This is a genomic window from Shinella sp. NM-101, from assembly GCF_021401195.1.
In the GTDB taxonomy this organism is placed as follows: Bacteria; Pseudomonadota; Alphaproteobacteria; order Rhizobiales; family Rhizobiaceae; genus Shinella.
Map to the genome: position 1 here is coordinate 1 of NZ_JACBFT010000018.1, position 17,807 is coordinate 17,807.

Sequence of the window (17,807 nt, forward strand, 5' to 3'; positions counted from 1 at the left end):
GTCGTTCTGGCTTTGCTGGTGTCGGCGTCAAATGCCCAAGAGGATCAGCCGTTTCATACGTCTTATTTCGCGGATGAAACGACCATCAGCCTGTCCGTGACCGTCGCGGCAACCTCTCTTGACCCGGAATATAATTTCGATGTGCAAGTCGCGCTCACGGAGCGCGGACCCGAGGGTCAGATCAGATTCATCGACCACAGCGCCCACCTTGCAAAGGTACGATGCGCCGCGCCGAAGGCCGTCATGATCGGCCAATCAGAGTTTATGCTGTCGGATTCGCCCGAGCCGGGGGATTGGAAGCAGGATCTCTGGCGCACCTTCTGCCTCCTGCCGGTCTCATGAGGAACGGGGCCGCGCTGCATCCAGCGCGGCCCTGTGCTTCACTTGACCTGGGTGACAGTCAGCTTTCCGTTGACGCGCTCGGCAACGAACTGGACCTTTGCGCCGACCTTGAGCTTTTCCAGCATCGCGTCATCAGCGACCTGGAATACCATCGTCATGGCCGGCATCTCGAGGTTCTTCAGCTCTTCATGGATGAGCGTGACCTTCTTCGCCTTATCGTCCAGCTTCTTGACCGTGCCGCTGGTGAATTCCTGCGCGAAGGCGGCGGTGCCGAAGGCGAAGGCGACGGCGCCGGCGAGTGTGATTCTTGTGATAGCTTTCATCGTCATTTCTGTTGCTCCTTATTTCTTCGCGACCGTGACGTCGCCGTGCATGCCGGATCGTAGTGACCGGGAACGAGGCAGGCGATCTTGAACACGCCGTCGTTGGTGAACTTCCAGACGATCTCGCCGGATTTTCCGGGCGCGAGGCGAATGGCGTTCGGATCCTCGTGTTCCATTTCCGGGAATTTCTCCATCACGGCTTTGTGCTCCATGATCTTGTCTTCCTGGTCGAGCACGAATTCATGATCGACCTCGCCCGCATTCTTGATCGCGAAGCGAACGGTCTGGCCCTGGCGGACCTTGAAGGTGCTTGGTGTGAAGATCATCTTGCCGTCATCCGTTTCCTTCATCGTGACACGGATGGTCTGGGACGCCTTGGCCTTTTCACCGGGTTCGCCAACGGCCATTTCGCCATGACCGCCCTCATGCGAACCGGATGCAAAAGCAGCGGTGGCAAACGTTGAGAGTAGCAGACCAACTAGAATGCGTTTCATAATCGTTTCCTTTGTCGTTTCTGGGAGGAAGTTAACCGTGATTGGAATGGCCAGACGGAAGTTGTGTCTTGGCATCTTTCGCTTTGACAGGCTCGGGCAAGCTCCCGGTCCATTCCCACGCCTGCGTGCCGGGAGGGTTCTCGTACCAACCCGGATCGCTGTAGTCGTCCGCTGAGATACCCTCGCGGACCTTCACCACGGAGAACATGCCGCCCATTTCGATCGGGCCGTGGGGACCCCACCCGGTCATCATGGGGACGGTGTTCTCCGGTATTTCCATCGACATTTCGCCCATATCCGCCATGCCGGCCGTCCCCATGGGCATGTATTCGGGACGGATCTGCCTGATCTTTTTTGCAACCTCCTTCTTGTCGACCCCGATGAATGTCGGGATCTCGTGACCCATGGCATTCATGGTGTGATGCGACTTGTGGCAATGGATCGCCCAGTCGCCGACGTACTTCGCGTCGAACTCGTAGGCGCGCATCGCACCGACAGGGATGTCGATGCTGACCTCGGGCCAGCGCGCCTCCGGCCTGACCCAGCCGCCATCGGTGCAGGTCACCTCGAAATCGTAGCCGTGCATGTGGATTGGATGGTTCGTCATCGTCAGGTTACCGACGCGAACACGAACCCTGTCGTTCTTGGAAACGACGAGCGGATCGATCCCTGGAAAGACGCGCGTGTTGAACGTCCAGAGGTTGAAGTCGGTCATTTCCATGATCCGGGGCACGTATGTTCCCGGATCGATGTCATAGGCGCTGAGCAGGAAGACGAAATCCCGATCCACCGGCATGAACTTCGGGTCCCGGGGATGGATGACGAAGAAGCCCATCATCCCCATCGCCATCTGTACCATCTCGTCCGAGTGCGGGTGGTACATGAAGGTGCCGGATTTCACGAGATCGAACTCGTAAACGAAGGTCTTGCCAGAGGGGATGTGAGGCTGCGACAGCCCGCCAACACCATCCATCCCCGACGGCAGGATCATACCGTGCCAATGAATGGTCGTGTGCTCCGGCAGCTTGTTGGTCACGAAAATGCGAACCCGGTCGCCTTCGACTGCTTCGATGGTCGGACCCGGTGACTGGCCGTTGTACCCCCAAAGATATGCGGTCATGCCTTCGGCCATCTCCCGCTCCACCGGCTCGGCAACGAGGTGGAATTCCTTCACCCCGTTGTTCATTCGGAACGGCAAGGTCCAACCGTTGAGGGTGACGACCGGATTGTAATCTGGGCCGACCGTCGGCTTTACCGGGGTTTGCGTGGCCGCCGAGTCCATGAGAGCGGCTTCCGGCAAGCCCATGTTGGACGTTTGCGCCCAGGTCTTACGATAACGCTGCAATGGTGGCAACTAAACCACATATGTGCTAATGTGGGTCCGTCACTTCGGGAGTATGTGAAATGAGCCGCTTGACGATCGACATAACGGACAAACAACATCAAAGCCTCAAAGCGCTAGCCGCTCTGCAGGGCAAGACAATCAAGCAGTACGCACTTGAGCGCCTGTTTCCTGGCGACGTCGAGGGAGAACTGGCCTGGGAAGAGTTAAAGACGTTGATGAATACGCGCATCAGTGAGGGGCTCGCCGGAAAACTGTCGACCAAAACCGTAGGTGAGATCCTCGACGAGGAGATCGCCGAAGGTCGCGCTTGACGGCTTACATCCTGACCGCAGAGGCAGAATCCGATCTTCGCTCGGTAATCCGTTACACACGGACACAATGGAGTGCCGCCCAGGTACGTCACTACGTCTCGGCTTTGGAGCGAGGAATGGAGGACATTGCCGCGGGCAAAGTTCCCTTCAAGGATCTGAGCGCACTCTATCCGGCGCTGCGGATGGCGCGATGCCAGCACCACTACTTCTTCTGTCTGCCTCGAGAACATGCGCCCGCTCTCATCGTAGCGATTCTTCACGAACGAATGGATCTCATGAGGCGTTGGCTGACCGTCTAAACGAGTGATGTTTTCACGACGGGAGGAACTCCTGCGCGCGTGCTAGATAAGCCCTTGTCTTCGAGCGATCAAAAAGGTGTCGTCGGTTCGGATCCCTTCAAGAGCAGCGAATCTGACGCTTCGAGTGGCGTGATGAGATTTTTTAAGAGATTACCCGATGGCAAATGGCTCGAAACGCAAGGGCATGCCCCGTTCTAGGGTTACGAGCTCCGGTGGCAGGATTGCCAGACCGTCGGCATGGGCCATGGGCAACAGGCTTCCCGACGATCCGCGGCCCAGCATTGCAAGCAGGGGAGTGCCAGAAGCGTCGCGACTCTGAAGGCGGACGGCGACGAATTCCGTTCGGCCCTCCTTCTTGCGCAACCCAAAGTCGGAGATCGCCGGCATCCAGACGGGATCCAAACGCTCGATCCCGGCCACAGCCCTGATCGCCGGCAGCGCAATCTTGTCAAGTGTCACGGCGGCGGCCATGGGATTCCCAGGAAGCCCGATAAAGAGCGCCGACCCCAGCGTGCCGAAGGAAACCGGCTTACCCGGCCGCATGGCGACATCAAGCACGCCGAGCGACCCGCCGCTGCGTGTTAGCGCGTCCCGCACATGATCCTCGCCACCCTTGGACATCCCGCCTGACGTCACGACGATATCGTGCTCCGTAGCAGCGCTGTGAATGATATCGGTGGTCGCCTCAATCGTGTCCGGCGTCGCCCCGAGATCGCGGACTTCAAGCCAGGGATGCGACAGCATGGAGGCGAGAAGGTAGCGGTTGGAATTGTAGATCTGGCCAGCTGCCAGGTGCTCACCCGGCTCTTTCAGTTCAGAGCCTGTTGTGATGAACCCGAGTCGGATCTTTCGAACGATGGAAATCCGAGACAAGCCTGCGGCCGCGAGCAGCGCAATCCGGTGTGCTGTCAGAACCGTCCCGGCCTTGAACAGCAGAGAGTTTTGGTCGACGTCTTCGCCCGCCCTGCGGATGTTCTCGCCTGGGCGGGGCCGGTAGGCGGTGGTGAACTCGCGATCGTGCCGCGAGCATTTTTCACGGATGATCACGGCGTCGAAACCGGCCGGGATCATCGCGACGGTGAAGATTTCCACGGCCTCAGCACTTTCGAAACTGCGGCTGCTGGCCTGATCTCCGGCTGCCACTCTGTCTGCGACCAGAAAGGTCCAGGGACCACTGCCGGAAAAATCTGCCGAGCGGACCGCAAACCCATCCATCGCCGAATGATCAAAGCGCGGCAAGGCACAGGGCGAGCGGATGTCGGCGGCCACAACTCTTCCCGCAGCAGAGAACAGTTCTAGATTTTCGCTGGCGGTCACGGGCCGACAGAGGCTGATGGCGCGGCTCACCGCATCGGCAACCGACAGCATGGGGCGAGCAGCGTAGGCTTGCCCGCAGTCGAGCGCAGCGCGGTCGAACAACGCGGCGCGGTCCGTTAGAATAAAATTCATTGAGGCCTCCCAGCAAAGATCACGGGCACAGCTGTGGAGATCGCGACCTCTTTTTCCGAGGTCGCGACACCAGAGCTTCACTGGGTGCTGAATGTCTTCAGATAGGCGATGAGGTCGGCCACATCCTCAGGCTTCTTCAGGCCGGCGAAGGCCATCTTGGTTCCCTTGATATAGGCCTTGGGATTGGCGAGATATTCGGTTAGGTGAGCCTCGTCCCAGGTCCAGCCTTCTTCGGCCTTCGCCTTGAAGGCGGGCGAATAGTTGAAGCCCTCGACGCCTGCGACCTTGCGGCCGATGATGCCATTCAGTTCAGGACCGACCTTGTTGGCCGCACCCTCGCCGACAGCATGGCAGGCGGTGCACTTCTTGAAAACGACCGCGCCTTTTTCCGCTTCGCCCTCGGCCATGGCCGGGGATGTTGCAATCAGACACAATGAGACTATCGAAAACAGTTTCCGCATTTGAATTGTCCATATGTTTTGAAGGAGTGGGCGGCGCTAGTGGCCGCCCACGTCTGGAGGGAAGAGTGGCAGGGGCCACTCGCTGGTGTCCTCAAGCCGACTGGTATTCCTTCGACTTGAAGGTCAGGTGAGCCACGTTCCGCGGAGCATCCGAAATCTTGCGGATATCGCCCCAGGTCTGCTTGTAGTTCGGGATGACCAGCTCGTTCGTCCCGGCACTGGTCACATTGCCCTGTACGCCGGTCGGGAAACCGAACAGCATAAAGGTTTCTCCGCGACGGGCTGTCGGTGTCGGATAGGCCATGGCCTGGGTCGCGCCGGCATCATTGTAAATTTCGACGAGATCGCCCTCCTTGAGCCCCGCTTCCGCCATGTCGGCCGGGTTCATCTCGATGAACGGATAGGGGAAACGATCCATGACGAAGTCGTTTTCCTGGTCGAGATAGGCGGATTGCCAGACGACATTGGCGCGTCCGTTGTTGATCAGGTACTTGTAATTGTCCTTCTGCTGCTGCTTGCCCGGTGCCTGCAGTCCGCGCCACGGCGCATCCATAAAGCGCGCCTTCCCGTCATCGGTCGAGAACACGCCATCGGTATAGAGCCGCTGCGTGCCCTCGATCTTGGCGTCTGCAAAACGGGTGGCCGGCTCCTGGAAGCCGTTGGTGCCCATGGCGCTCAAGCGCTCATAGGTGACGAACTCGCCGCCATGGGCGTGTCTGTTGTAGCCGTCCATGAAGGCGTCTTCTTCTGTCCGCCAGTCGAAGCCCTTGAACTGGCCGGCATAGGTGGTGTCACCCATCTCGGTCAGTACGCGTTCCATGGTGTTGGCAAGCCGCGCGGCAATCAGGCAGTCCGGCATGGATTGACCGGGCGGGTCCATGTAGCGCTCGGTCAGCCGCATACGCCGCTCACCGTTCATCGAGGTGAGGTTCATCTCGCCTGACGTGGCCGCCGGCAGGATGACATGACAGGCTTCGCCGATCTTGGTCGGAATGATATCCACGTTGACGGCGAACAGACCACCCTGGTTGATGGCGCCGACGATGGCATCCACCATGGCCTCGCGGTCGCCATAGGGCGCAGCGCTCATGGCGTCCTTCACCATGTCCGTGCGCTTCTTGTAGACCCGCTTGAACTCATGCGCGTTCAGCGTGGTCTTGTAGTGGTCGCAGCCCCAGATGTGATGGACGCCGCCCTGACCGCCGATCAGCAGCTGATCGACATAGGCCGCCGGCCGACCGACATGGGCGTCGGAGGGGCGCACGTAACCTTCCTGGTGCCCGCCGAGGCGAACGACGCCGCCGCCGGGACGGCCGATATTACCGGTGGCGAGTGCCAGGTTCACCAGCGCGCCGTTGGTGCGGTAATTGTCGTTGCCCCAGATCAGGCCTTTCTCGTAGCCGAACATGACGCGTCGACGCTTGCCGCCTTCCTTCGGCATGGCAATCCATTCGGCGGCTTTGATGATCTGGGCTTGGTCCAGCCCCGTGATTTTTGCGGCTTCCTCCATGGATATGCGGCATCCTTCGACGGCATCCTCGAAGTTGGACAAATGTCCAGGCTTGCTGTCCGATCCGCCTCGCGCGGGATAAAGCGGCGGCCGTGCTACACTTTCCCGCAAGGTCGATTTGTCGATGAATTCGCGGTCAACCCAGCCTTTGTCGGCGATGTATGTAAACAGGGCATTGAATAGAGCCAGGTCGCTGCCGGATTTGATCGCGAGATGCAGGACGTTGTCCTTGCCAGCCGTTTCCTCGCTCGCATTGACGGTCACCGTGCGGCGCGGATCGACAATGATAATCCGGCCCGCTTCATGCGGCTCGTCCGGCATGATCTGCTTTTTCTTCTCGAGACTTTCGCCGCGCAGGTTCGGGATCCAGTGATTGAGGAAATAGTTTGTCTGGGTCTCCAGTGCATTGGTGCCGACCGCGACGATCGTGTCGGCCAGTTCGGCATCCTCGTAGCAGTTGTTCAACTCGCCGACGCCCATATCGCGGGTACCGTGGACTTCCGAGTTATAGGCCGGGCGGTTGTGGATACGGATGTTCTTGACCTTCATGGCCTCGAAATAGAGCTTGCCCGTGCCCCAGGTGTTTTCGTAGCCGCCTCCGGCGCCGCCATGATCGAAGGCCGAAACGATCAGAGCGTCCTCACCCTTCTCCTTGATGATCTTCGCCGTCACGCGGGCAACAAGATCGAGCGCATCGTCCCAGCTCGTCGGCTGCATTTGTCCGTAGCGCCAGACGAGGGGATCCGTCAGGCGCTGTTGCTGGGTGTTGCGAGCTTCGGAAAAGCTCGTTTCGGCCATTCTGGCTCCGCGAACGGAACCGAGGCCGGAGTTCACCACGCATTCGTGGTCCGGCTTGATGACGACATGAACGTCGCGGCCATCCTGCTTTACGACATTGTACATGGACGGCGAATACCAGGCATCGGTTTCCGCCTGCTGTTGCTCGGACAGATCGACGCCGAAGACGTTGTTCTGCGGATCCGTGCCGCCCTGTTTGTTGATCGGCCAGGTATAGGCGTGATAGCCGCAGCCGACTATGCAGAAGTGGCAGGTGACATTGTGCTTCTTGGCGTCCGCGGGAATGATCGGCAGACGGTCAATGTGACGTTTGAAGGCCATGATCTTCTTCCCTTATAGAACGTTGGACAGACGGCCGTAGATGAGCTCATCGACGCCTTCGGCAAAGATGTCGCCATTGTCGGCGATGCGGAGCACGTATTGCGGCAGGTTCTGCGTCGCTTGGCCCCAGACCTGCTGGCCCCCCTTTTCAGGATCGAACACCGAGAAATGGCCGGGACAGTTGAATGTCTTGTTGTCGGCGGAATAGCTCAGCGGAAAGCCCTTGTGGGGACAGATGGTAGAAAAGCCGACGATGTCGCCATCGGGACCGACCCCGCCTTCAACGCGCGTCCCGAGTTTGAGAAGAACGCCCGAGGCATCTTCATCGGGATAGGCAACGTCGAAAGGTTCGTTCAGCTTGAGGTCCGAGATGTTGGCGAGACGATTGGCGGGATAGTCCACGCCGGCCGCAGCGGTAGCGGCTCTTGCCTGTGGCGCGCCGACGCCCGTGACGACCACACTAGCGCCCGCGGCGGCCAATGCCCCTCCGCGCAGGAACTGGCGTCGACCGATATCGACCATGTTTCGACAGCGTGACATGCGATCCTCCTCCATTGAATGTCGAAGGGAGCGTTGCAATAGCTGTGCCAACAAGTAGAGGGCTGATTTAGCGCGCCTTTTTCGCGTATCTTCCACGTGGGGGTTCGGTTTTCCAAACGGCCAGTAACCACGGCTGTTCAGTTGGCCGAACGTTCACTAGCTTCTATTCCGAAACGCGTCATTTTCTCCCAGAGAGTTGTACGAGAAATGCCGAGATGTCCTGCGGCCTGAGAAATCTGTCCGCCGGTTGCGCTTAGCGCCCGCAGGATCTGTCGGCGCTCTGCGGCGTCCCGCGCATCGGAGAGTGTTCCGATCCGCGGCGTATCAGATACTTTGGCAACTTCGGGGAATAGATCCGCCGGCATCACGAGCAGATTTTCCGACAGAGCAGCGGCGCGTTCCAGCCGATTGCGGAGCTCGCGGGCATTCCCGGGCCAACAGTGTTCAAGCATTGCGTCCTCGGCAAGCGTACTGATGCCCCGAACGCAGGTCTCCCTGATCTGCATGATCTCCTCGAGAAAGCGCTGAGCGAGCCACAGGATGTCTTCCTGTCGCTCACGCAGTGGTGCAAGCATGACTGGAAGGGCGGAAAGACGAAAGAACAAGTCCTTTCGAAAGGAACTGCCGTCGCTGCCAATCTCCTGATGGGTGGCACAGACAATGCGTGCCTTGAACGGGATGGATGTTTCGCTGCCGACCCGATGAAACCAACCATCCTCGATGAGACGAAGAAGTTTCGCCTGCAGAACAGGCGGCATATCACCGATCTCGTCGAGGAAGAGAATACCTTCGCCGGCACGTTCCGCGTAGCCGCGATGAAGTTGGTGAGCACCCGTAAATGCTCCTTTCTCGTGGCCGAAAAGCTCGCTTTCCAGCAGTTCGGCTGGAATGGCTGCGCAGTTTACGGCGATGAAAGGGGCGAGCGCACGCTTTGATAACTGATGCAGAAACCTGGCGCTGACTTCCTTGCCAGTGCCGGTCTCTCCCTGAATGAGAACGGGGAGGGGATGAGAGGCATAACGCCGCAACATCTGTTCGGCCTCGCGCATGGCGCGGGAGATGCCGAGGGAGCTATTGGGCTCATCCTGCCGCTTGCTCCTTAAGCTTGATGAGACGCGATCGAGGAAAGCCGTCATGTCGAACGGTTTGGTGATGAAGTCGACCGCACCACTGCGCATCAGACGCACCGCCTGATCTATATCGGCGTAGCCAGACATGAATAAAAAGGGTGTTGCGGTATCGCGGCTGGCCTGGCGGAAAACCTCTTCACCATTCATGTCTGGAAGGCGGATGTCGCAAACGACGAGGTCGAACGATTCAGATCCGCTGGCGAGCTCGCGCATAGCCTGCTCTCCCTTCGTCCACCATTTCACCTTGTGGCCCTCAAGCGAAAGTCGCTGGATGAGCGACTCTCCCATGATGGGATCGTCCTCGAGTATGGCGATGCGCCCTGTTTCACGCTGCATGGCTAGTTTCCTCCCCAGGAATCAATATCGGCAAGTGTAATTCAATGACGGTCAGGCCGGCTTCGGTCCTCGACAAACGGATATGTCCGCCGGCTTCATCCACCAGCTTCCGGACCATCCACAGGCCAAGCCCTCCAGCTGACTGAGCGGCGGGCCATGGATCTGGCGATGTAAGGACATTGGTTGCGGCCTTCGGCAGGCCCGGCCCCGTATCGGCAACGGAGAGGATCAACGTCGAGCCGTCTTCCTTGAGGCATGTCTCCACAAAAATCGTGCCGTCATCGCCCGCGGCGGCGCTTGCATTTAGCACGAGGTTCAAAAGTGCTTGCCGCACAGTCGAGCCGGGCAGGGCAGATAGGGTGAGATTGGATGGGCTGCTCACCCAGTGCATCGTTTGTCTACGGCTCAAAATGACGGGGCCAGCCAGTAGGCGCACATCTTCCAGATCCTGTAGGACGAGAGGCTTTCCGGAGCGGTCCGGCCGGTATGTTGCCAGTGCTGCCTGTACAACATCGCGAATACCGCCGAGACCACGTTCCAGAAGGGACACACTGGTGCTCCGTACGCCTTCGTTTGCCCCATGTCGCTTCAACGTGTCGATGGAGTTGAACAGTCCTCCGAGCGGATTATTGATCTCGTGGGCCATGCTGGATGCGAGCCGTCCTAAACTGGCAAGCTTCTCCTCCTCGGCCAATCGACGCGTGAGTGCGCTGCGCTGCTGCTCGGCTTGTACCAAAGCGTTGAAGCCATGAAACAGATCGGCGAGTTCACCCGCGCGATACGGAAATTCTTCAGCTGGAATGGTATAGGGCTGTCCGGCCGCACCAGAGCGCATGTGTTGTGCCAATGTCGCCACCGGCCTGACCATACGTCTGGTCAAGACGTATCCAACTGCGGCAAACACGAATGCCAACACAGCATTCGTCGCAAGAAGCGTCTGGAGAACCTGGCGCCTTTCCGCGACAAGATGGGTGATGTCGAAAGAGGCGTGTACGGTCCCGATCGACTTTCCCTGATAAAGGAGCTGCCTGATCCCGAACCCGGTGTTCGACTGCCATTCGATGCGGATTTCATCGTCATTGCCTCGGTCAGCGAAGGCCGGGGGAACTTCGGAAAGTACCGGAATAGCGTGCGGATCGCTGGAAGCCAGTACCATGCCATCACGTCCAGTCACGACCGTCTCGATCGGAGACACGGCCGCAAACATCGTACGGGTGCGGTCGAGCAGGTCATAGGTTTCCCATACGTCCTGCCGCAAAACAGCCGGGATAAGAGCGGTAGACAAGCCATCGAAATAGGTTCCCACGACGCCGTTCAGATGCTGTTCCTGCATGTCATGAAGGCGAGCCAATACGCGTTCAGAGATGATGAGGCTGACGACGATCATCAGGGATGCCACCATTACCGGGACCCGAACCGTCAAGGGAATGCCGCGAACGCGCTCGATGAGGCTCACCCCAGCCTCCGAACTCGTTCCATGTTGACCGCGATACTTTCGTAGCTTTCGGGTGGAACCTGAGTGAACCCGTCAAGCTGGAGGCGCTCAAGCACCGTTCGGCCCAGCTCGTCGCTGTGCATTTGCAGGAGCGCGTTTCTTATTCTGGCAACCGGCTGGCTTTCCCGCTGTCGTGCGGCGGCTGCGATGGGCGGGAAGCCGTGCCAGTCAGACTTCACCAGCACCCTCGTTTTCGAGAGCAGTTCCGGTTCGGTCTGTTCCATGACTTCCCAGACGTACCCATCAACGCTCCCGGAATCGGCAAGGCCGGAAGCCACTGCCCGGATCACATTGCGGTGGCCGTAGGTAAAAAATGACTTGCGAAAGAAGCCTTCCTCGGAGACGCCGCGTTCGGCCAGATAGGTTTTCGTGACGAGGTAGCCGGAATTGGAATCGGGGTCGGAGAACGCATGAATATCCCCACGACAGTCATCAAAGGCCTGGATGTCACGATGTCGACCAACGATGAGGTAGGATTGGTAAAGCGGCTTATCACGCCACAATGGCGTGGCAACCAGCTCCAGCTCCTCCCGGAACTTCATGAACGGGTAGCCGCAAATCCAGGCGGCCTCAAGATTCCCCGAGACCAGGAGGGCAGTGACTTCCTGGTAGGTACGCTGTGTGACAAGTTGTACTTCTTGACCGACAGCGCGGACTAGGTAGGCCTGTAGTTCGTCCAGCACTTCCAGGTCATTCGATAGAAAGACGGGTGTCAACCCAAACCGGATCACACCAGGTCGCGGCGGCACGGACAGCAACTCGCTTCCCGCAGGCGATCCGGCGAAGCATATCGCGGACAAAGCTCCGCCTATCGCCATACGGCGCGAGATACGACACTTGTCGGCGTACCGACCGCGCGTGTGGTCTCGATTTGACACCGACGACCTCCCTCAGCTCTCCTCCAGAGCCTAAATCAATTGTACTGTCATCAGACAGATTGTCCAACCGCTCCTCCGGGATTGAGGTGCTGGTTGCATGGATCTCAGGATTTCGCTCGCTACCACCTTTTTGCAACTATCCGGGACGGGTGCAGACACAGACCGGGAGCGGTGAAATTTTAATTCAAACCTGTATCCATTGAATAACCGGCGCCTCTGACGGTCCGGATCAGGTCTGGCTTGTTGGCAAAGTTAAGGGCTTTTCTGAGCCGGCCGACATGAACGTCGACCGTTCTTTCGTCTACATAGAGATCGTGACCCCAAACGCCGTCAAGGAGCTGTGCTCGGGAGAAGACGCGCCCCGGCGACGCCATGAGAAAATCGAGGAGACGGAACTCGGTCGGACCGAGCCTGACTTCACGGCGCTCGCGATGGACACGATGGCTTTCCCGGTCAAGCTCGATGTCAGCATAGCGCAAAATGGACGAGATCAATGCTGGTTTGGAACGCCTCAGCAGAGCTCTCACCCTGGCCATAAGTTCCGGAGTCGAGAATGGCTTCACCAGATAGTCATCCGCACCTGTCGCCAATCCCCGCACACGCTCTGTCTCCTCCCCCCGTGCCGTCAGCATAATGACGGGGAGCCGCTCCGTGTTTGGTCTGGCGCGTAGACGGCGGCAAAGTTCGATTCCGGATACACCGGGAAGCATCCAATCCAGAATTAGCAGATCCGGCACGCTTTCCTGAAGAACTATGTCAGCCTCTTCGCCGTGGCCGATTGTCTCGACAAGGTATCCTTCGGCCTCGAGGTTGTAGCGGAGCAGAACACTCAGCGCTTCCTCGTCTTCGACGATCATGACCTTTGGGGACATCAGCTTCGCTCCTTAGTTTCGCGGCTGTCAGGCGATTTATTACAGTGACGCTTCAGTTTTGTGACAAACGCAAAATATCTAGAAATCTGGAAATATGATTGTCATCGTGAGGATTTCGGGATATCCTGCAAACCTCTCGCCATCATGGGTGCATCATGAGCGACGCATCTCTACGGTTAAATTCAGGATAATCTTTCGTCAAATCATGTGTTAATCAAGTAAAAACCTTCCAGCTCAAATATCAATCTATCCGGATATACCATACTATACTTGATTGACATAAAACTGTCATCCAACAATACTATGACCGCCCTGCGTTCGCGGATGTCGCGTTCAGCTTTTCTGAATTCACAGAGGGTCGTCATGACACACAACACGAAAACCTTTCGCCCGGCGCGCGCCGCCTTCGCCTCTTCCGCAGCTTCGATCGTTACTCTCAGCCTCCTCGTTGCCCCGTCTTTTGCGCAGCAGGCGCCGACAGTGCTGATCGACGGCTCGAGCACCGTATTCCCCATTTCCGAAGCCATGGCTGAAGAGTTCCAGAAGGCTCAAGCCGGCAAGACGCTGGTGACCGTCGGGTCTTCTGGCACGGGCGGTGGCTTCAAGAAGTTCTGCCGCGGCGAAACCGACATCACCGGCGCTTCCCGTCCGATCAAGTCCGACGAGATCGAGCTGTGCAAGCAGAACGGCGTGGAATTCATCGAGCTGCCTGTCGCAATCGATGCTCTCGCAACGATCGTAAACCCGGCGAACGACTGGGCGACGTGCATGACCGTCGAGGAACTGAAGAAGATTTGGGAACCCGAAGCACAGGGGAAGGTCACGAACTGGAACCAGGTCCGCGGCGAATTCCCTGACGCCAAGCTCGGCCTCTTCGGCGCCGGCACGGATTCCGGAACCTACGACTACTACACGTTCGCCATTAACGGCAAAGAGCATGCCAGCCGCGGTGATTATACCGCGACAGAGGACGACAACATCACGATCCAGGGCGTCGGCGGCGACAAGAATGCGATCGGCTTCCTGGGTCTCGCCTATCTGACCGAGAATGCTGGCAAGGTGAAGGCTGTCGAAATCAAGCAGGCCGACGGTTCGTGTGTAGCGCCGTCGATCGAGACAGCAACCGATGGCACCTACCAGCCGCTTACCCGTCCGCTGTTCTACTACGCTTCCAAGAAGGCGGCCGACGAGAAGGAACATGTGCGCGCATTCGCCGAGTTCCTGTTCGACGCCAAGAACCAGGAAGAACTGGTCAGCGAGGTCGGCTACGTCGCCCTGCCTGCCGAAGCAGCTGGCCTTGCTCTGAAGAAGTTCGAAAAGCGCGTCACCGGCAGCCACTTCGAAGGTGGGTCCAAGGTTGGCGTCACCGTTACCGATCTCGTCGCAGACGCAGCGAACTAATCCCGATCGTTCCAGCAGCCGCGCGCAATCGCGGCTGCTGATTCCGGAGAACAAGATGTCAACGACGCTCGACGCCTATCATCCAAGCGAAGCATTTCTGAAACGCCGACGTTTCATCGACCTGACGATGCGCGTCTTGCTTTTCTTGTCCGCCGCACTCTCGGTGTTTGTGACCGCGGCAATCATTTACGTGCTCGTAAGTGAGTCCTGGAATTTCTTCACTGAAGTGTCCTTGTGGACCTTCCTCACGGATACGGAATGGACGCCGGTCTTTTCGCAGCCGCGATATGGCATTTTGCCACTTCTTACAGCGACACTCTGGGCCGCGGGGATCGCGATCCTGATTGCCATCCCCTTGGGAACTAGCCTCGCCGTCTACCTCAGTGAGTATGCGCGCCCGGCCGTCCGCGAAACCGTAAAGCCGGTGCTGGAATTGCTTGGTGGCGTCCCGACTGTCGTCTTCGGTTACTTTGCTCTTTTGTTTATCACGCCGCTCCTCCAGACGTTCATACCCGGGCTGACGGGTTTCAATCTCCTTGCTCCGGGGATCGTGCTCGGCATCATGATCATGCCCTACATCGTCTCGATCAGCGAAGATGCCATGCGAGCGGTTCCTGCTTCGCTGAGGGAAGGGGCCTATGCCTTGGGCATGACAAGGCTGCAGACCTCTTTCAAGGTGATCATTCCAGGAGCCTTCTCCGGCATAACTGCCGCATATCTTCTGGGCATGTCACGGGCGGTTGGCGAAACAATGGTTCTTGCTATCGCTGCAGGTCAGAATCCGAATCTGACGGCCGATCCTCGTGAAGGTGCAGCGACAATTACATCATACATCGTGCAGATGAGTCTCGGTGACCTGCCTCACGGCTCGCTAGCCTACCAAACCATTTTCGCAGCAGGCCTCGCACTCTTCGTCCTGACGCTGTTCTTCAACATCATCGGCTTCTTTCTTCGCCGTCGCTTCCGGGAGGCTTACTGATGACTATCAGCGCCGACAGCCCTATCGTACTTCAGGACAAGGATCCGCAGGCTCTACTTGTCAGTCGCGCAAGGCGAAACGACCTTGTCTTTGCCAGCATGGGCCTAGTCATCCTGTTCGTGGTGATGGCATTTTTGATCGCGCTCATCGCCGATCTCTTTTATGATGGCCTTGGACGCATCGACTACGCCTTCCTGACGGAGTTTCCGTCGCGGCGCCCGGCAAGCGCAGGCATTCTTTCGGCTTGGGTCGGGACATGCCTCGTCATGTTCGTCACGGCGCTACTGGCAATTCCGCTCGGTGTGGGTGCGGGCCTCTATCTGGAAGAGTACGCCAGGAAGAACTGGCTGACTGACGTCATCGAGATCAACGTCACGAATCTCGCCGGCGTGCCGTCGATTATCTACGGTTTGCTCGCACTTGGCTTCTTCGTCTATCTCGCGGATCTCGGCCGTACGGTGCTTGTCGCCGGTATGGTGCTGGCATTGCTGATCCTCCCGATCGTCATCGTTGCAACGAGAGAAGCCATCCGGGCGATACCGCAGACAATCCGCGAAGGTGCCTTCGGCCTCGGGGCCGACAAATGGCAGACGATGTGGCACTACATTCTACCGGCTGCAAGACCTGGGATTCTAACTGGTGCAATCGTCGGATTGTCTCGCGCTATCGGGGAAACCGCACCGATCATAACGATCGGCGCCCTTACATTTATCGCCTTCCTGCCGCCTTCTCCCGTCGGCGCAAGCTTTCCCTTCATCAACTTTGACTGGCTCAATGCGCCATTCACCGTGATGCCCATCCAGATGTTCAATTGGATATCGCGGCCGCAGGCAGCGTTCCACGTCAACGCGGCGGCCACTGGCGTGGTGCTCATGTTCATGACGCTTGGCATGAATGCCATCGCCATCTGGATACGCTTCCGGCTTCGACGCAAGCTCGGCCTTTAACTGAGATCGGACAAAAAATGAACGATACAACCACTGCCGTGAGGCCTGCGAAAGCGGGACTGCAATCCAGCTCCAAGCGCAACATATTGATCCATCCAGAACGACTGCGCGCTGAGGTGAGGGATCTGGATTTCTGGTACGGGGACTTTCACGCTCTAAAGAAGGTTAACCTTCCGATCGCCGACAAGCAGGTGACCGCCTTGATCGGGCCGTCCGGTTGCGGCAAGAGCACATTGCTGCGATCGTTCAATCGCATGCACGATCTTTATCCGGGCAACCGGTATGAAGGTGCGATCGAACTGCTGCCAGAAAAACAAAATCTGGTCTCGACCGGAATCGATCCGATCCTGATCCGGTTGCGCATCGGGATGGTTTTCCAGAAACCGAACCCCTTTCCAAAGTCAATTTACGAGAACGTGGCGGCGGGTCTGCGGGTTCGCGGTATCGCAAAGAAAGCCCTGCTTGATGAGCGGGTTGAGCAGGCTCTCCAGGGTGCCGCTCTCTGGAATGAAGTAAAGGACCGCCTCCATCAATCGGCTTATGGTCTGTCCGGCGGTCAGCAGCAGCGTCTGTGCATCGCTCGTACGCTTGCCCCCAACCCAGAGATCATTCTCTTCGACGAACCGACATCGGCCCTTGACCCGATCGCCACCGCAAAAATCGAGGAGCTTATCGCTGAATTGCGAGACCAGTACACGATCGTCATCGTCACGCACAACATGCAGCAGGCAGCGCGGATATCGACATACACCGCCTACATGCACCTCGGCGAGATGACCGAGTACAACGCGACGAATGAGTTCTTCACAAATCCGCAGAATGAGAAAACGCAGCAGTACATCACCGGACGCTTCGGTTGAGGGGGAAACATGACGATGGATCACACTATTCGAGCTTTCGACGAAGAACTACAGGACCTGACCGGACAAGTATCCGATATGGGGCGAATTGCTGCCGCGCTCCTCGACAAGTCCGTCAATGCTCTCATCGGCAATGACAAGACACTGGCAGATGAGGTCGTAAGAGCCGACCTTCAACTCGATGCGATGCAGAGAACCGCCGAAACGGCGGCTGTGCAAATCATTGCTCGGCGCCAACCCGTCGCGAACGACCTGAGACGGATCGTCGGCGCGATGCGCATGGTATCAAACCTGGAGCGTGTAGGCGATCTCGCGAAGAACATCGCCAAGCGCGCAGCAATCATGGATGCCTCACTTAACAGGGGCGTTGTCTCTGCCGGGTTCAGCACACTAGCCGAAGCCGCCAAAATGCAGCTGGCTGGCGCGCTCGATGCTTTCCAGAACAACGACGCGAAGACGGCATCTCAAGTCCGCCTCCAGGACGAGCACATCGATGTACTCTATAACGGCCTCTTTCGAGAACTCCTGACATACATGATGGAAGACCAGCGCTCGATCACATTGTGCGCTCACCTCCTTTTCTGCGCCAAGAACCTCGAGCGGGTCGGAGATCATGCTACCAATCTCGCTGAGACCGTCGAGTACATCGTGACGGGCGATGATGTTTCGATTGATCGCCCTCGCGCCGAAACTGTTGTTGCGATGGAGTAGGCTTC

At 58.1% G+C, this 17,807-nt stretch carries 17 protein-coding genes and 2 pseudogenes; 8 read left to right on the plus strand and 11 right to left on the minus strand.

Annotation, left to right across the window (positions count from 1 at the left end; all coding sequences use genetic code 11):
* On the plus strand, positions 1–342 hold a 342-nt coding region (locus tag L0976_RS23815), incomplete at its 5' end, for a hypothetical protein (protein WP_234189468.1).
* Between the two features lie 38 nt (positions 343–380).
* On the opposite strand, the gene L0976_RS23820 is transcribed toward L0976_RS23815, so the two are convergent.
* From L0976_RS23820 to L0976_RS23830, 3 genes and pseudogenes are all read right to left on the minus strand, one after another.
* Positions 381–665, minus strand: a complete 285-nt coding sequence (locus L0976_RS23820) for a copper-binding protein (protein ID WP_234189535.1) — start codon at positions 663–665, stop codon at positions 381–383.
* Positions 666–683: 18 nt separating this feature from the next.
* Positions 684–1,159, minus strand: a pseudogene (locus L0976_RS23825) (plastocyanin/azurin family copper-binding protein).
* Positions 1,160–1,190: 31 nt separating this feature from the next.
* Positions 1,191–2,513 carry a multicopper oxidase family protein gene (locus L0976_RS23830; protein WP_234189469.1) on the minus strand — a complete coding sequence of 441 codons (1,323 nt, stop codon included), beginning with the start codon at positions 2,511–2,513 and terminating at the stop codon, positions 1,191–1,193.
* A gap of 50 nt (positions 2,514–2,563) precedes the next feature.
* Between L0976_RS23830 and L0976_RS23835 the strand changes: the two genes are divergently transcribed.
* Together L0976_RS23835 and L0976_RS23840 are read left to right on the plus strand one after the other, a co-directional pair.
* Positions 2,564–2,815 carry an antitoxin gene (locus L0976_RS23835; protein ID WP_094542217.1) on the plus strand — a complete coding sequence of 84 codons (252 nt, stop codon included), beginning with the start codon at positions 2,564–2,566 and terminating at the stop codon, positions 2,813–2,815.
* A pseudogene (locus L0976_RS23840) lies at positions 2,812–3,122 on the plus strand (type II toxin-antitoxin system RelE/ParE family toxin). The gene L0976_RS23835 and the pseudogene L0976_RS23840 overlap by 4 nt, the downstream one beginning before the upstream one ends.
* Positions 3,123–3,264: 142 nt before the next feature.
* Here L0976_RS23840 and glp read toward each other — a convergent pair.
* The 8 genes from glp to phoB form a co-directional block, all read right to left on the minus strand.
* On the minus strand, positions 3,265–4,563 hold the full coding sequence (glp, locus tag L0976_RS23845) for a gephyrin-like molybdotransferase Glp (RefSeq protein WP_234189470.1): 1,299 nt from the start codon (positions 4,561–4,563) through the stop codon (positions 3,265–3,267).
* Positions 4,564–4,640: 77 nt separating this feature from the next.
* On the minus strand, positions 4,641–5,024 hold the full coding sequence (locus L0976_RS23850) for a cytochrome c family protein (RefSeq protein ID WP_094542220.1): 384 nt from the start codon (positions 5,022–5,024) through the stop codon (positions 4,641–4,643).
* Positions 5,025–5,115: 91 nt separating this feature from the next.
* Complete coding sequence (locus L0976_RS23855; protein ID WP_094542221.1) at positions 5,116–7,653, minus strand: arsenate reductase (azurin) large subunit; 2,538 nt, start codon at positions 7,651–7,653, stop codon at positions 5,116–5,118.
* A gap of 12 nt (positions 7,654–7,665) precedes the next feature.
* The gene (locus L0976_RS23860) at positions 7,666–8,175 is read right to left on the minus strand and encodes an arsenate reductase (azurin) small subunit (RefSeq protein ID WP_094542222.1); all 510 of its coding nucleotides are present in this window, start codon (positions 8,173–8,175) and stop codon (positions 7,666–7,668) included.
* A 155-nt stretch (positions 8,176–8,330) separates the two neighbouring features.
* Entirely contained in the window at positions 8,331–9,659 is a 1,329-nt protein-coding gene (gene aioR / locus L0976_RS23865) for an arsenic response regulator transcription factor AioR (protein ID WP_234189472.1), read from the minus strand.
* Positions 9,649–11,115 (minus strand): arsenic sensor histidine kinase AioS, encoded by a 1,467-nt coding sequence (gene aioS / locus L0976_RS23870; RefSeq protein ID WP_094542224.1) that lies wholly within the window; start codon positions 11,113–11,115, stop codon positions 9,649–9,651. Before aioS ends, aioR begins: the two co-directional genes overlap by 11 nt.
* Entirely contained in the window at positions 11,112–11,972 is an 861-nt protein-coding gene (gene aioX, locus L0976_RS23875) for a periplasmic arsenite-binding protein AioX (RefSeq protein WP_046802483.1), read from the minus strand. The genes aioS and aioX overlap by 4 nt, the downstream gene beginning before the upstream one ends.
* A 239-nt stretch (positions 11,973–12,211) precedes the next feature.
* Positions 12,212–12,904, minus strand: coding sequence for a phosphate regulon transcriptional regulator PhoB (phoB, locus tag L0976_RS23880; protein WP_046802482.1), 693 nt, complete (start codon positions 12,902–12,904; stop codon positions 12,212–12,214).
* Between the two features lie 363 nt (positions 12,905–13,267).
* On the opposite strand from phoB, the gene L0976_RS23885 reads away from it, so the two are divergent.
* From L0976_RS23885 to phoU, 5 genes are read left to right on the plus strand one after another with little or no spacing between them, the layout of a single operon-like run.
* Entirely contained in the window at positions 13,268–14,305 is a 1,038-nt protein-coding gene (locus L0976_RS23885; protein WP_094542225.1) for a PstS family phosphate ABC transporter substrate-binding protein, read from the plus strand.
* Between the two features lie 55 nt (positions 14,306–14,360).
* Entirely contained in the window at positions 14,361–15,284 is a 924-nt protein-coding gene (gene pstC / locus L0976_RS23890) for a phosphate ABC transporter permease subunit PstC (protein ID WP_046802480.1), read from the plus strand.
* The gene (pstA, locus tag L0976_RS23895; RefSeq protein WP_046802479.1) at positions 15,284–16,231 is read left to right on the plus strand and encodes a phosphate ABC transporter permease PstA; all 948 of its coding nucleotides are present in this window, start codon (positions 15,284–15,286) and stop codon (positions 16,229–16,231) included. The genes pstC and pstA overlap by 1 nt, the downstream gene beginning before the upstream one ends.
* Before the next feature lie 17 nt (positions 16,232–16,248).
* Complete coding sequence (pstB, locus tag L0976_RS23900; RefSeq protein ID WP_082129097.1) at positions 16,249–17,091, plus strand: phosphate ABC transporter ATP-binding protein PstB; 843 nt, start codon at positions 16,249–16,251, stop codon at positions 17,089–17,091.
* Positions 17,092–17,100: 9 nt separating this feature from the next.
* Positions 17,101–17,802, plus strand: coding sequence for a phosphate signaling complex protein PhoU (gene phoU, locus L0976_RS23905; RefSeq protein WP_046802478.1), 702 nt, complete (start codon positions 17,101–17,103; stop codon positions 17,800–17,802).
* Positions 17,803–17,807 lie beyond the last annotated feature (5 nt).

Coding starts and splice junctions, on each gene's coding strand:
- L0976_RS23820 (WP_234189535.1), bottom strand. CDS start 665: ATGAAAGCTATCACAAGAATCACACTCGCCGGCGCCGTCGCCTTCGCC.
- L0976_RS23835 (WP_094542217.1), top strand. CDS start 2,564: ATGAGCCGCTTGACGATCGACATAACGGACAAACAACATCAAAGCCTC.
- glp (WP_234189470.1), bottom strand. CDS start 4,563: ATGAATTTTATTCTAACGGACCGCGCCGCGTTGTTCGACCGCGCTGCG.
- L0976_RS23850 (WP_094542220.1), bottom strand. CDS start 5,024: ATGCGGAAACTGTTTTCGATAGTCTCATTGTGTCTGATTGCAACATCC.
- L0976_RS23855 (WP_094542221.1), bottom strand. CDS start 7,653: ATGGCCTTCAAACGTCACATTGACCGTCTGCCGATCATTCCCGCGGAC.
- L0976_RS23860 (WP_094542222.1), bottom strand. CDS start 8,175: ATGGTCGATATCGGTCGACGCCAGTTCCTGCGCGGAGGGGCATTGGCC.
- aioR (WP_234189472.1), bottom strand. CDS start 9,659: ATGCAGCGTGAAACAGGGCGCATCGCCATACTCGAGGACGATCCCATC.
- aioX (WP_046802483.1), bottom strand. CDS start 11,972: ATGGCGATAGGCGGAGCTTTGTCCGCGATATGCTTCGCCGGATCGCCT.
- phoB (WP_046802482.1), bottom strand. CDS start 12,904: ATGTCCCCAAAGGTCATGATCGTCGAAGACGAGGAAGCGCTGAGTGTT.
- L0976_RS23885 (WP_094542225.1), top strand. CDS start 13,268: ATGACACACAACACGAAAACCTTTCGCCCGGCGCGCGCCGCCTTCGCC.
- pstC (WP_046802480.1), top strand. CDS start 14,361: ATGTCAACGACGCTCGACGCCTATCATCCAAGCGAAGCATTTCTGAAA.
- pstA (WP_046802479.1), top strand. CDS start 15,284: ATGACTATCAGCGCCGACAGCCCTATCGTACTTCAGGACAAGGATCCG.
- pstB (WP_082129097.1), top strand. CDS start 16,249: ATGAACGATACAACCACTGCCGTGAGGCCTGCGAAAGCGGGACTGCAA.
- phoU (WP_046802478.1), top strand. CDS start 17,101: ATGACGATGGATCACACTATTCGAGCTTTCGACGAAGAACTACAGGAC.